General features: G+C 49.5%; 13 protein-coding genes. 6 read left to right on the top strand and 7 right to left on the bottom strand.

The window, feature by feature from the left end; all coding sequences use genetic code 11:
• Positions 1-311 precede the first annotated feature (311 nt).
• Entirely contained in the window at positions 312-1,019 is a 708-nt protein-coding gene (locus FH749_02405) for a hypothetical protein (GenBank protein MTI94326.1), read from the bottom strand.
• Positions 1,020-1,041: 22 nt separating this feature from the next.
• Positions 1,042-3,069, bottom strand: coding sequence for a hypothetical protein (locus FH749_02400; protein ID MTI94325.1), 2,028 nt, complete (start codon positions 3,067-3,069; stop codon positions 1,042-1,044).
• Between the two features lie 475 nt (positions 3,070-3,544).
• On the opposite strand from FH749_02400, the gene FH749_02395 reads away from it, so the two are divergent.
• The 4 genes from FH749_02395 (at position 3,545) to FH749_02380 (ending at position 7,685) form a co-directional block, all read left to right on the top strand.
• On the top strand, positions 3,545-5,362 hold the full coding sequence (locus tag FH749_02395; GenBank protein MTI94324.1) for a peptide ABC transporter substrate-binding protein: 1,818 nt from the start codon (positions 3,545-3,547) through the stop codon (positions 5,360-5,362).
• An 81-nt stretch (positions 5,363-5,443) separates the two neighbouring features.
• The gene (locus FH749_02390; GenBank protein MTI94323.1) at positions 5,444-5,728 is read left to right on the top strand and encodes a hypothetical protein; all 285 of its coding nucleotides are present in this window, start codon (positions 5,444-5,446) and stop codon (positions 5,726-5,728) included.
• Between the two features lie 74 nt (positions 5,729-5,802).
• Positions 5,803-6,750 (top strand): ABC transporter permease, encoded by a 948-nt coding sequence (locus FH749_02385; protein ID MTI94322.1) that lies wholly within the window; start codon positions 5,803-5,805, stop codon positions 6,748-6,750.
• Positions 6,747-7,685 (top strand): ABC transporter permease, encoded by a 939-nt coding sequence (locus FH749_02380; protein MTI94321.1) that lies wholly within the window; start codon positions 6,747-6,749, stop codon positions 7,683-7,685. The genes FH749_02385 and FH749_02380 overlap by 4 nt, the downstream gene beginning before the upstream one ends.
• A gap of 120 nt (positions 7,686-7,805) precedes the next feature.
• Here the strand turns inward: FH749_02380 and FH749_02375 are convergent, their stop codons facing one another.
• Positions 7,806-8,465 (bottom strand): hypothetical protein, encoded by a 660-nt coding sequence (locus tag FH749_02375; protein ID MTI94320.1) that lies wholly within the window; start codon positions 8,463-8,465, stop codon positions 7,806-7,808.
• Between the two features lie 151 nt (positions 8,466-8,616).
• On the opposite strand from FH749_02375, the gene FH749_02370 reads away from it, so the two are divergent.
• Positions 8,617-9,687, top strand: a complete 1,071-nt coding sequence (locus FH749_02370) for an ABC transporter ATP-binding protein (protein MTI94319.1) — start codon at positions 8,617-8,619, stop codon at positions 9,685-9,687.
• A complete protein-coding gene (locus FH749_02365; protein MTI94318.1) occupies positions 9,684-10,604 on the top strand; it encodes an ABC transporter ATP-binding protein in 921 nt (306 codons plus the stop codon). The genes FH749_02370 and FH749_02365 overlap by 4 nt, the downstream gene beginning before the upstream one ends.
• A gap of 61 nt (positions 10,605-10,665) precedes the next feature.
• On the opposite strand, the gene FH749_02360 is transcribed toward FH749_02365, so the two are convergent.
• From FH749_02360 to FH749_02345, 4 genes are all read right to left on the bottom strand, one after another.
• Positions 10,666-11,124 (bottom strand): RidA family protein, encoded by a 459-nt coding sequence (locus FH749_02360; protein MTI94317.1) that lies wholly within the window; start codon positions 11,122-11,124, stop codon positions 10,666-10,668.
• A 278-nt stretch (positions 11,125-11,402) separates the two neighbouring features.
• Positions 11,403-11,489, bottom strand: coding sequence for a cyclic lactone autoinducer peptide (locus tag FH749_02355; protein MTI94316.1), 87 nt, complete (start codon positions 11,487-11,489; stop codon positions 11,403-11,405).
• Positions 11,490-11,728: 239 nt separating this feature from the next.
• The gene (locus FH749_02350) at positions 11,729-12,313 is read right to left on the bottom strand and encodes a hypothetical protein (GenBank protein MTI94315.1); all 585 of its coding nucleotides are present in this window, start codon (positions 12,311-12,313) and stop codon (positions 11,729-11,731) included.
• A complete protein-coding gene (locus tag FH749_02345; GenBank protein ID MTI94314.1) occupies positions 12,310-13,167 on the bottom strand; it encodes a GHKL domain-containing protein in 858 nt (285 codons plus the stop codon). Before FH749_02345 ends, FH749_02350 begins: the two co-directional genes overlap by 4 nt.
• Position 13,168 lies beyond the last annotated feature (1 nt).

Below are 13,168 nucleotides of genomic sequence, written 5' to 3'. Positions count from 1 at the left end.
CAACCCATCTCAGGCACGCTGTAAAGGGCGAACCCTGGTAAGTCTACCGGCCGCAAGGCTTTCGATTACCTGCTCAGAAGTGCATTTCAGTCGGGGCATCACAGAAAGTTACTTTCAGCCTACGGTAACTTCTCTCTGTCCGGATACGTCCAACTTACTCTCTTCATCATCGCATTAAGTATTCTGAGTAACTTACTCGGCATTAGTTTACCACTTTAGCCTGCAAACGTCAAATAAAAGTACCTTCCAAATATAAAGCGAGTTGCAAATCTGCTACCTCGGAGCTGTCTTGGAGCACACTGGGGCTGATACTAAAAGTCCAGATATTCAATATCACTCTGATCCCACAGGTTCTCCATATATTCGATAATAACCAATTCCGACTTTTCTGCTCGTATCAAATCCGTTAGATAGTCAATAACTTCATCCCTTTCCGGAGCATCTTCCCGGTCAGCGAGCTGAGTCTCATAGAATTCGTTCAACTCTTCGATTTCTTCCGTGGCCAATTCAATGCTATGCAATTTCAATTCTGTGAAAAATAGCTGACGAAACATCAGTTGGCGCACCAATAAATCCCTGTACTCTGCCAGTGAATATCCCTCGGCATCCAGTGCCTCGAAGAACGCACGCTCAGAAGCGTATGAATTACGCAGCAACATCAATTCAGTATCCACATCCACTGAATCCTCAGATATACCTGCTGTCTCTGCAGCCTCCAGCAGTATAGTGTCGATGATTAGCCTGTCGACAATAAATCCGCGAATCATTTCAAGATCTGCTTCACTTGGCTCAACGCCCTGTAAATCATAGATTTTCAGTGTCCTTTCCAGCTCATTCTCAAATGCGTGGCGGGTGACCTCCGTCCCATTCACAACCGCGACCGGTTCTACCGGCTCCGCAACGCAGCCGGCGACAACCATTCCAAGCAGAAATATCAGCGCAACAGACGTAGCTTTTTTCGCCATGACCAATCCTCCTTGACTAATTATGTACTTCAGGTGGTTGGCGGGCGGGGGCATCGGGCCCCCGCCTGCCTGTTTGTTACCGGGCCGGATTTATACTGTGGCTAACGCTCGCAGACTGATCCGGGTCGGTTTCGGAGCTAACGCTGAAGGTCAGGTCCTGGGGATTCATGGGTGCAGTCTGTGGGAACAGAACATAAACAGGAACCAGAGCAGTATCGCCTGCAGCAACTTCGACGATATCGCTTTGAATCTGCATTTCCCAACCGCGTTCATTTTCCACGTTCAAGCGGAAGATGTCGGTGGCTTCACCGGTATTGGTGACTTCAAACCAGTAGGTGGCCACGTTGCCTGGGGTAGCAGGTTCAGCAGCGCCAATACCAACCTCAACGCCACGGGCAAAGGACCCAGCGCCATCCAGATGACGTACTGCCACCCGGTAGGAGAGGCCGCCGTCTAAGTCACGCCAGGTGTCCAGGATGTAGAAGTGGAGGCTATTGTAGACATCGATGTACTCGTTGCGCTTCACAAGCCGCCCGTCGGTGGGGAACTGACGGAACTCATTGATTTCTGCAGCGACAATGCCGGCTTTGAAGGTGGCATTGGCCAGCTGACGATAGTCACCAACGGAGACCATTGCTTCAGTGCCGTCGGGGCGGATAAAGTCCACCACATTGATGTCATCAAAGTTGGGGTCGATAATCCACATTAGCGGTGCGCCTCGCTCGGAATCCTTGGTTTTGGTGATCAGAACACCATGGTCAGGCACAAAGGAATCAAAGCCCATGCGGTCCCGTACTTCGATGGTGTAGTTCTGATACTCATTGAGACCCCGCTGCATATCGGCACGCCAATCCTGGGCCAATGTGGTCCTGGGAGTGTAGTCATAATCCATTGTGATATTGATGCCATGGACGCCGGTGCGGCCAAACTCGTCACCCAGTGGCAGTACCGAGGCATAGAGGTCAGCAAAAACCGGACCATTCTCAAGCAGTTCATCACGACTGACATTAATCAAAGTTTCATCAGCGACAAAACCGTGCTTAATCTTCTGCCGCATGTTGTGATGGGCAGGCATTGAGCCGCCCTCGGTGGGGGGAATCCACCAACGGGCGTGGTTGCCGCTAGGGCCGTTAAAAGAGCCACGACTCATTAACTCCCAGGGGCCGGTGTAACTCCGGGAGGTCGGCATGCCGTACGGGTTGTTGTAATTATCCGCTAAGCCAATGATGTGGCCAAACTCATGGGCAAAGGTGCCCATGCCATCACTCTCACCCTGCATCGACCAGCCGCCAGAGGCATGGGACCAAACACCGGCGCGTGCCCACCAGGAGGTCCAGGGGACGTAACGGGTCAAGGCCCAGTTGGTCAGGTTTGGGAATTGATCCTTCAACCAGGCCGGTGGCCCAAACTCGTCGGTAACATCTTCGCGGTCAAGAAACATCATCTCGCCAAACTCCTGCCAGGTGCCAGACTCATCATAGCCGGCGCTGAGGACAAAGACAAAATCAAAATCAATGCCGGAAGCATCTAAATCTGCCTGCGAAGCAGCCCGGGCGTCGTTTCGCAGGTTCCGTGTGGGAAAACCGGGCAGTGTCGGGTTGCCCCATTGGGAACCATACTGGAATTCTTCGCCGGGCATTGTGTAGACACCAAAGGGATATAGTTCGATTTCCCAGGCGCCGTATGAGTTCTCTTTCCAGTATGAGTTTACAGTATGACCCTGATTCATCTCATTGGGCGTGTTAAGCAGATCTACGTAGAACTGGGGCACCTCGTCCCGGGGAATTTCACCGATTCCCATCGGGTTACCAGCCGGGTCGGATCCCTCGGGCATGGTGATTACGAACTCCCTATTGGGAAAATCGACACAAACCAGCGCCCCGGTCAATACCCGGTCCGGTTCAATATCAGTATTCAGCCAGTCAATGCCAGGAACGGGTTTGTAATCGTCCCAGGTCATATGCTCAGGAAGCACCCATGAGTCAGGATCAATTTGATCCGGAAATTCCGGCAACCCTTGCGCGGCAAATACTTGCCCGGGAAACGCAATACCAAGAACCAATAAAGTCGCCAATAACAGTCCTGCAAATTTCTTCACTGTCATTCACTCCCATTATTTTTTTGCGTGCAACCTGAACTACCTGGCACCCAATGGCAATCCCCCCTCCCGTGTTACATTAAAGAATTCTCACGAGTCCCTAAAAATTCGGGGGCAGAATTGAAAGAACTAACAAACTATCGAAATATATACAATATGCAAACAGTTTAGACTAAGAAAATGAACACATCCCTTTACTTTAGACGTGTGAAACATTAAATCAGCACCACAAAAGTTTACACCAAAAAAAACTCCGGCTAGCCGGAGTCAGTAAAGGTTACTTGTTAAACACCTATTTATAGTAATCGTTGTGCAATATCTGGGCGGAATAATAAAACATCCTCGTTAAATGGGCGATTGTTGTATCGATGTACTCCGCAATCTGGAGACAATTAACTGCAATGTTCATAACAAATTGCTCCATGTGTGCCAGCAGTGTTTAGAGGAAATGCTAATAGGAGAACTGTTTAGGAGGTCATCTATGCGCAAACTTCGACTCATTATACTAATCGTATTCCTGCTTTCCGCTTGTGGTATCGAGGGCCATGATCCCACCAGCTTTCACATGGTTTATTCCGGCGAGGTTTCCACCCTCAATTATTTGACCACGGCTTCTGGCCACGAAATCACTTTGGCGGCTAATATGGTTGATTCGCTGATTGAATACGACAAATACGGCCGGGTGCAACCAGCGTTGGCCACCGACTGGGAAGTCTCGGATGACGGGCTGACCTGGACATTCCATCTCCGGGAAGGAGTCTGGTGGTATACCTGGGACGGTGAGCCTTATGCCGAGGTTGTGGCCCAGGATTTTGTCGACGCCATGCGCTATATCCTTACGCCGGAAAATAATTCGAAGACCGCCAATATCGCCTACCGGGTCATCAGGCATGCTGAAGACTATTACAGTGGTGAGCTTGAGGACTTTTCCCAGGTCGGTGTACGTGCAGTGGATCGTTACACCTTAGAGTATACGCTCTCCCAACCGGTGCCCTACTTTTTGTCGATGCTGAATTATGTCTGCTTTTACCCCGCCAACGGCGATTTCCTGATGGAGACCGGGGAACGCTTTGGCACCGATAACAAACATCTGCTGTATAACGGGGCCTACATAATGACAGTTTTTGACCATCAGTCCCGGAAAGTGCTGGAGAAAAACGAAAATTACTGGGATAGGGATAATGTGTTTATTGAGCGGATCCATGCCCAATATAATGCGGAAGCAGCGGCTCTGGCGCCGGAGCTGTTTCTACGCGGCGAGATTTCCTTCACCCACATACCCTCCATGTACCTGGATGAGTGGATGCGGGACCCGGAAAAGCGCAATCTGGTGCGCCCCGGGCGCCCGGGCTTCTACTCGGTGTTTTACGCGTTTAATTTTGACCCCCAGTATGATGAACGTTTTGGTCCGGAAAATTGGCGAAAGGCCGTGAACAATGTTCATTTCCGCAAGTCAATCTTTCATGCCCTGGACCGGACTGCTGCAATGATGACCAGCGATCCCTACCATCCGGAGAACAAGATTCATAATACAATCACTCCAGAGGATTTTATCGCGGCCCATGGTGTCGATTACACCAGCATGGGCAATCTGGCCCAGATTGCCGAAACCGATTCCTTTGCTCCAGATTTGGCCCGCCTGCATCGAGAGAAGGCAATGGAGCAATTGGCAGGCGTCGTTGACTTCCCCGTGCAAGTAGTGATGCCATACAGCACCGGCAGTTATGATTGGATCCAGCGTGCGCAGGTGGTAGAGCAACAATTGGAACGCTTACTTGGGCGGGATTACATTAATATTGTGCTTGATCCCCACCCACCCACGGGCTTTTTGAGCAATACCCGCAGCGCCGGCAAATATTCGCTTCAGGAGCTGAACTGGGGCCCGGATTATGCAGACCCCGAGACCTATACCGATCCGTTTATACGTGGCGCCAGTTTTAATTTCCCAGAAAAAATCACTGAAACCACCCCGTGGGGAGAAACTCTGTACACCGTTTATGAGCGCATGGTAATGGCGGCAAAGACGGAAACAAAAAATATGTACAGACGCTACGAGCTCTTTGCCAATGCCGAGGCCTACCTGATTGACAACGCGTTTGTCATACCCTATGGCCGGGGAGGCGGCGGTTATATCGCCTCGTGGCTGGATCCTTTTGAAACGGCCCACTCGCCCTTTGGTGTTGCCTCGGATCGGTTCAAAGGTCGGCGCATTCTCCCAAAACCGATGGGGATGGATGAATATCAGGAACAGTTGGCCAAATGGGAAGAAGAACGCAAACGGGCATTACAAGCTGAATAATTACTGATTTCTAGCAACAAAAGGATTTAACGCCCCCCAGTTCGAATAGTAATACATACCAGACTGGGAGGTGCTGAAGTGATTAAGAAATCCTTGATAATTGCCCTGCTCTTTGGCATGATGTTAGTTATAAGCGGGTGTATGCCCGGCAACGCGGGCTATGCAGAAAAACCCGCCGGCTTTTTCTGGGGTGTATGGCACGGCTGGATTGCTCCCCTTTCTCTGATTGTGCAGCTTTTTAATCCACTGGTCCGTGTGTATGAGGTCAATAACACGGGATGGTGGTACGATTTTGGGTTCTACATTGCCATCCTTGGCGGTTTCGGGGGAATCTCCCTGACAAGAAAGAAAAACCAACATGATTGACTCTCGCATCCGGGTTCTTCCCGGATGTTTTTATTAATAGAATATGAAAAGACACGGACATTGGGGGGATGGCCATGCTCAGCTATGTTCTCAAGCGGTTGCTGATGTCATTGGCAACTCTTTTTATTGTGGTGACAATTGTCTTTTGTCTGCTGCGCCTGATGCCGGTGGAGGGTTTTCTTGGCCCTGACTTCGAAAAGCTTGACCCGGCGCAACAACAGGCGATTCTCGATTCGGCGGGGCTTTTGGACCCGCTTCCAGTCCAGTTGCGTAACTTTTTCGCCGGACTGCTGCAGGGTGACCTGGGTACATCCACCCTCTACCGCCCCCAGGTCCCGGTGCGGGATATCATTGGGCCGAAAATCCCCTACTCACTGGCCCTGGGTCTTGTTTCAGTGATGATCTCGGTGCTGGCCGGAATCTCCCTGGCAGTGCTGATGGTACGCTTCAAAGGTGGCATCTGGGACAAGGTGGGAACTACATATATCGTGGTAATTAACGCGGTGCCGGCAGCGGTTTACTATTTGTTTCTTCAGCTCTACGCCACCGAATGGATTAATGTCCCGGTGCTCTTTGATGTGAGCCGACCGGCAAGTTGGATTCTGCCTGTGTTTTCCATGGCCCTGGGCAGCACCGCCGGCTATGCCCTGTGGATGCGGCGATATATGGTTGATGAATTGAGCAAAGACTATATCCGCCTGGCCCGGGCCAAGGGCTTTTCTTCCGGGAAGATAATGGTCAAACATGTGCTCCGCAACGCGTTTGTGCCCATGGCCCAGTACTTGCCAATGTCGATTCTGCTTGTAATCGGGGGCTCGCTGTACATTGAATCCCTCTATTCGATTCCCGGCATGGGGGGGCTTCTGGTGAATGCAATCAAGGCCCAGGATACGCCGCTGGTTCAAACCCTGGTGCTGATTTACGCTGGACTGAGCATATTCGGCCTGTTCCTGGGCGATGTGCTGATGGCCCTCTTTGACCCTCGCATCCAACTGGACGGCAAAGGCGGTGACAATCAATGAAGCAGGACCGCGCCCTATTTACCTTCGTCCAGCACCAGTCAGAGGCCAGTGAACGAAGCGGTTCTGTTAGCTATTCATACTGGCAGTCCACCTGGCATGTGTTCTTGCGGAACCGGACAGCAGTATTGTTGCTGCTCTTGGTCTCAGCCCTCGTCTTATTCACTATCATCCAACCCCTGCTTCCCAACCAAAATGCGCCAACGGAGATTCATGTTCACCCTGAGACCGGGCTGCAACTGCGCAACCAGCCCCCGGGGGGCGAGTTCATCATGGGCACCAACGCTATCGGCCAAGACTTGTGGGCGCGCCTGTGGAGCGGCACGCGGACATCTCTGTTCATCGGAGTCAGCGTTGGGCTGTTTGAGGCCGTGGTGGGAATTGTTGTTGGCTCAATCTGGGGATATGCCCGGCGCCTGGACCGGCTGTTTACCGAGCTCTACAATGTATGGAATAACATCCCGACGACGATTGTCCTTGTGCTCTTGGCGTATATAATGCGCCCAGGCCTCTTCACCCTGATTTTCGCCATGTGCATCACCGGCTGGCTGGGCATGGCCCGACTAACCCGGAACATGGTAGTGATTCTCCGGGATCGAGAATATAATCTCGCCTCCCGCTGCCTGGGCACACCAACCCGGCGGATCATCACCCGGAATTTGCTGCCCTATCTGGTGTCGGTGCTGATGATGCGCATGGCCCTGGCAATTCCGGCGGCCATCGGCGGCGAGGTTTTCCTCACTTACATCGGCCTGGGACTACCAGTGAGCATCCCATCCCTGGGCAACCTGATCAATGAAGGCCGGATTTTCATGATGAGTCCTGCTCTCCGCTACCAGCTTTTCTTTCCGGCAGCGATTGTCTCACTGATTACCATTTCCTTTTATGTCCTGGGCAATGCCTTTGCCGACGCATCTGACCCGCGCAACCATGTTTAGAAAAAAGCCCTGAGTGCAATTACTCAGGGTTTTGCTGTATGGAGGATGCTGCGTGAGCGTAAGCCCCAACTCCGTTTTTCATGGTTTTGATTGTATGGCGACAGATTATCATTGGTGCTGCTAATGATTATACTCTGCAAGTATCGCTTCGTATTCTCCAATTCTATCCCTGTGATAAATATAAAGCGGCAATGGTACCTCAGCAGCAAGAGTGGCTTTAAACTGCAACACATCATCAATACTTAATTGCACACTGAGGCCACTCACACCAGCAAATTTATCTGGGCCGGTTACTTCATAAACATAAGTGCCATAGTCACTGGTATCAGACCACTTTTCCCCTGCTTCCCAAGGCAAAAATGTTGCCAGCATAAAATCGTCATTCATGATGGTATTTTCCACCGCTGGCACCGCCTCACTATCGGCACGCATAAAGGAAACCATCAATTGTCCAAATGAATCGATGGGTGCACAAGTCACGGTCCCTGAGATAGATTCGTCTTCGTCCCACATCATCGAATACTCATAGGTATACAGCTCTTCCGCTTCCTCAAGAATTGTCAGGGTAAACCATCCCTCGTATGAGCCACGGGATGAATTCTCCTTTAGATTAAAACTGAATTCCTGACCAGGCTCAAAATCAAAATAATACTGATTACTCCAAGGCTGTAGCGCATCCTGTTCAGGCGCAGCGGTTTCTGACTGGCAGCCAACAGTGGCGATAATTACCCAAATAAACAATATGCCGATTACCCTTCCCGTCTGACGGAAAATACCCATTTCCCTCTCCCTTTACCCAATATTTGCATTTAATATAGCATCTTCTAAACTATCTAACAAGCAAAGCCCACAGGAAGAAGTTCTCCCCAGCCAATTAAGGAATAGGATAAAAAAGAGCATAGACATCTAACAGCAAGCTGGGGGTGCGATTATGTCTATTCAGCAACTGCGAGCGACATATGCGGTAAAACCAAAGATCCTCACCATAAGCGACCTGGTGGTGAAGTTCCGCGTACGGGGCAGAATCCTTACCGCCCTGCGGGAGGCAAGTCTCGATGTCTACCAGGGGGAATGCCTCTGTATTGTCGGGGAGTCCGGGTCGGGGAAATCTGTGCTTGTTAAATCACTCACCGGTCTCTTGGATGAGAACGGCTGGACGGCAGGTGGCAGCATTCTATATAAACAATTCAATCTGGCCCGCTTCCGCAAGGAGCGCCAGTGGCTGCAAATCCGTGGCAAACAGATCGCGATGGTGTTCCAGGACCCAATGACAGCCCTCAACCCCTTAAAGACCGTGGGCCATCAAATTCAGGAAGCGGTGGAGTTGCATCAAGGACTCCGGGGGAACGCGGCGAGACGGGCCGTGCTGGATATCCTGTCCAGCGTGCAAATCCCCAATCCTGAGACACGCTACCACCAATATCCGTTTGAACTCTCCGGCGGCCTGCGCCAGCGAGTCGTGTTTGCAATTGCCATCGCCAGCCGCCCCCGTATCCTAATTTGCGATGAACCGACCACAGCCCTGGACGTAACAGTCCAAGCGCAGCTCCTTGAACTACTTGCCCAGCTTCAGCAGCAATACAAGCTGACTGTTATCTTTATTACCCATGATCTCGGAGTGGTGGCGCGGATTGCTGATCGGGTAGCGGTTATGTATGCCGGAGAGGTCATCGAGGTGGGGTTGACCGAGGAAGTTTTTTACAATCCCAGACATCCATACACGATTAATTTGCTTCTTGCCCTGCCCCAACTGAAAGAACAGGGTAAGCCCCTGTATGCGATTAAGGGAGCGCCGCCCAGTTTGTTTGAGGAGATAAAGGGCGATGCTTTTGCGCCCCGTAACCCCCGACCGTTACGCATCGACTTTGTTCAGCGGCCGCCCTGGTTCCGGGTCAGCAGCACCCATAAAGCCAAGACCTGGTTGCTAGATCCCCGGGCGCCAACGCTGGAATTACCCCGTCCCCTGCGGGAGCTGGCACAAAACAAAGGTGCAGGCCGATGAGTGCTAACTTACTAAGCGTCCGCAATCTGACAATTGAGTATGGCAGCGGACGCAAACGCCAGCGGGCCGTGGACAATGTCAGCTTCGAGATTCAGCGTGGTGAGACATTGGCCCTGGTAGGGGAGTCCGGTTCTGGCAAAACAACAATTGGCAGGGCGATTGTACGACTGGTTAAAGTCAAGAGTGGAAAAATTCTTTACCGGGGCAGCAGAATTAATGGGCGCATCGGCAGAAAAAGGGCACGGGAACTGACTAAGAAGATACAAATGATTTTTCAGGACCCAATGTCTTCACTAAATGAACGGGCCAAGGTGGAGTACATTGTCTCTGAGGGTATGTTGAATATCAGGAACTATCGCAGCGATTCGGAACGGCTGTTCAAAGTTCACCAGGCGCTCAGCGAAGTCGGCCTGTTGCCCGAATTTGCCGACCGCTTCCCCCATGAATTCTCCGGTGGGCAGCGACAGAGAATTGGCATTGCCCGGGCGCTGGTCATGGAACCGGAGTTAATTATCGCCGATGAACCAATCTCTGCCTTGGATGTATCAATACGGGCGCAAGTGCTTAACCTCCTGGACCGGCTCAAGCGAGAACGCAACCTCACATATCTGTTTATTGCCCATGACCTGGCGGTAGTCAGGCAGATTGCGGATCGGGTGGCAGTAATCCATCAGGGCCAGCTGGTGGAGCTGGCCCCTACCGAGGTGCTGTTTAGGTCCCCCCTTCACCCATATACTCGGGCCCTGCTCTCGGCTATCCCCCTCCCTGACCCGCGGCGGGAGCGAAAGCGGCAACTGCTCACTTACAAACCCGTGGAAGACCGGCGAGATAGAAAGCCACCCAAATGGGTGGAAGTTACGCCCGGGCACTTCATTTTGGCCACGGCCAGGCAATTACGAGAGTTCAGACCTAAATGAAACCGGCCACTGCAAGCAGCGGCCGGTTTTGTATGGGTAATACAGAGGAGGCAACAAGCTGTTACTTTAACTCGAAAATCCCCTCAATCTCAACTGTAACGTTCATTGGCAGTTGATTAGTGCCTACGGCTGACCGGGCGTGCCAGCCCTCGTCGCCAAACACGTCAATCAGGATTTGGGAAGCGACATTGATTACAAGGTGTTGCTTGTCAAAACCATTGTCGCTTTGGACCAGGCCGAAGATTTTTAGGACACCCTTTACCTTGTCCAGGTCTTTTACGTAATCCTGAACAGCCGACAACATATTATAGATACAAATGCGGGCCGCCTGCTGCGCTTCTTCCAGCGTACGCTCGTTGCCAACCTTGCCGGTATAGGCAGGCTTGCCATCAACCAAAGGAATTTGCCCCGAAACATAGAGAGTGGTTCCACTCTGCTTTACAGGTGTATATAAGGCGCCTGCCCCCAGGGGCTTAGGCAATACAATACCCAGTGCTTCTAAACGCTTATTGACACTCATTGGTTTCCCTCCCTTTACAGGTTACTTAAATTATATATAGTCACCGGTGGCACTCCAACAACCAAAATGGCTGTTGTCAATCCAACCAAATAACCAGCTAAAAAAGAAAAAGGCCACTGCCTGCGGCAGAGACCACATCTATGGGAACAAAACACAAGTCGAACATATAAATCATTAACCCTTACCCGGACACTTGCTTACCCAATCCCATTACCCGGACTTTTGTCCGTCAAATCTGCCGAAGTCACCCATAACTTGGCCAGATCTGCGATAGAAAACTAGTTGAGAATGTCAGGCTTCTTGGGGCTGTAGAACCAACCCATACACATCGGGGATACAACACCCAGCGTAGCAACAAAAACCATCAATGCACCAATACCTCTGGTTATGTTCCTCACCTAATTCACCCCCCTGTTGATTTGTAATTTATTTTATCATCTTGAACAGGAAAAATGTTGAACTTCCGGTGAAAGTGTATATTTTCCCGGTGAAAGTGCACTTTTTGACATAATTCGACATATTTCGCCTCACTTTATGGCAAGATTTACCACATAAAAGAACAAAAAAACCGCTCGTTAATACGGCGGTGTTGAAGAATTATAGCTCAAATATGAATAATTTTCATAAACTTGTCAGCAATATTGACAACTACATCCCCCGGTTTTGTCGCCATGAAGGCTTGGACTAACATACCACTCGCAGTAGCCAGCATCATATTTGTCAAAAACATATTATCAAAAAAATTGGCAGCCACAGTTGTAACTACTGCATATAGCAATATGTACATCGTCATTTTCTTCTTAACTCCCAGCAGAAAAATACAAGCTGCAGCAAAAAAACATACTGAAATGATTAACACAATCTCTGGTGTCTGTGTTGTAAGAATGAAATTTAAGAGCGCTGAAAGTGGTATAAAAGTCAAGAGAGTAAAGATCAGACAACGGTCATAACTGCTACAATGCGCACCGCCAGTATTCATCCTTAAAACCAAAGCTGAAATCATCATCAAAAGGGTAATAGCCACAGTTCCCAATAGCAGTGAGATAAGCAGCGCCAGTGTAAGCTCAATTGCTACCCCGAAACTTATGCTGAACCCATATTCAATTTTCGCTTTTTCAACCGCATCCATATCGTAATCAGCATATAATTTCTGAGTAATCTTGTTGGCGATGTATTCAATATTTATCATATACACTCCTCCAGACGATGTTTAGGCAGTTCAATAACCAAAAAGAACCAACCGTTATCTGTTTTAATTTGGTACTCGCCTTCAAAATAATTTACAGTTTTTTTGATAATTGACAAACCTTCCCCTCGTCTATTACCTTTTGAAGAGTAACCTTCTATAGCTAATTTTTTCTCTAGGTCAATCGACCTATCATAAGTGTTGGAAATAATAAATGTATAATCCACCGGGTCGACCTTAATTTTAATGTCCAATTCTTTCTCAGATGTCTTTTCACATGCTTCAATAGCATTATCCAGTGCGTTAGAAAGAATTGTTATCAAACTAATAATGTATTTCTGGCAACAAGTAACGGTTGAATGACAAGAAAAGCTGACGTCTACCCCTTTTGTGGTTGCTTCAGAAATTTTTGTGTATATAAGAACATCTAGTTCTTGCAAACCAGTGTCGACAGTTACAATACTCCTATTAAAAGCAGCAACATAAGAGGACAGATAGTTTCTCAAACGTTCAAGTTCACCCAACTCAGCCAATCCAGATATAATACTTAAATGATTGTTTAGATCATGCCGGTGTTGACGGTAAATACGATTTTGCTCCTCAATGTGTTTGAATTTCAGCATGTCAATCTTAAAGCGTTGAGACCTAATACTACTGGTATATAGGTTTCTAATAATGAATATCGCACCAATATTGAGACCAAACACCGCAATGCCAACAAAAAGCTCAATCATTTCGCCCTTAAAAGGCTGAAAAAAATCAAAGCGTCCCATCAACATGTTGTTAATCAACATGGCAAGAAGAATAAGCTGCACGGCAAACATTATTATCGCGGAAAGATAATAATTCTTAGACATA

The sequence above is a fragment of the Bacillota bacterium genome (assembly GCA_009711825.1).
Classification (GTDB): Bacteria; Bacillota; Proteinivoracia; order UBA4975; family VEMY01; genus VEMY01.
This window is presented reverse-complemented; position numbering and strand designations above follow the sequence as displayed.

Excerpts from the sequence above, each read along its gene's own strand:
- FH749_02405 (MTI94326.1), bottom strand. The coding sequence starts at position 1,019 with ATGCCCCCGCCCGCCAACCACCTGAAGTACATAATTAGTCAAGGAGGA.
- FH749_02400 (MTI94325.1), bottom strand. The coding sequence starts at position 3,069 with ATGACAGTGAAGAAATTTGCAGGACTGTTATTGGCGACTTTATTGGTT.
- FH749_02395 (MTI94324.1), top strand. The coding sequence starts at position 3,545 with ATGCGCAAACTTCGACTCATTATACTAATCGTATTCCTGCTTTCCGCT.
- FH749_02385 (MTI94322.1), top strand. The coding sequence starts at position 5,803 with ATGCTCAGCTATGTTCTCAAGCGGTTGCTGATGTCATTGGCAACTCTT.
- FH749_02380 (MTI94321.1), top strand. The coding sequence starts at position 6,747 with ATGAAGCAGGACCGCGCCCTATTTACCTTCGTCCAGCACCAGTCAGAG.
- FH749_02375 (MTI94320.1), bottom strand. The coding sequence starts at position 8,465 with ATGGGTATTTTCCGTCAGACGGGAAGGGTAATCGGCATATTGTTTATT.
- FH749_02370 (MTI94319.1), top strand. The coding sequence starts at position 8,617 with ATGTCTATTCAGCAACTGCGAGCGACATATGCGGTAAAACCAAAGATC.
- FH749_02365 (MTI94318.1), top strand. The coding sequence starts at position 9,684 with ATGAGTGCTAACTTACTAAGCGTCCGCAATCTGACAATTGAGTATGGC.
- FH749_02360 (MTI94317.1), bottom strand. The coding sequence starts at position 11,124 with ATGAGTGTCAATAAGCGTTTAGAAGCACTGGGTATTGTATTGCCTAAG.
- FH749_02355 (MTI94316.1), bottom strand. The coding sequence starts at position 11,489 with ATGGTTTTTGTTGCTACGCTGGGTGTTGTATCCCCGATGTGTATGGGT.
- FH749_02350 (MTI94315.1), bottom strand. The coding sequence starts at position 12,313 with ATGATAAATATTGAATACATCGCCAACAAGATTACTCAGAAATTATAT.
- FH749_02345 (MTI94314.1), bottom strand. The coding sequence starts at position 13,167 with ATGTCTAAGAATTATTATCTTTCCGCGATAATAATGTTTGCCGTGCAG.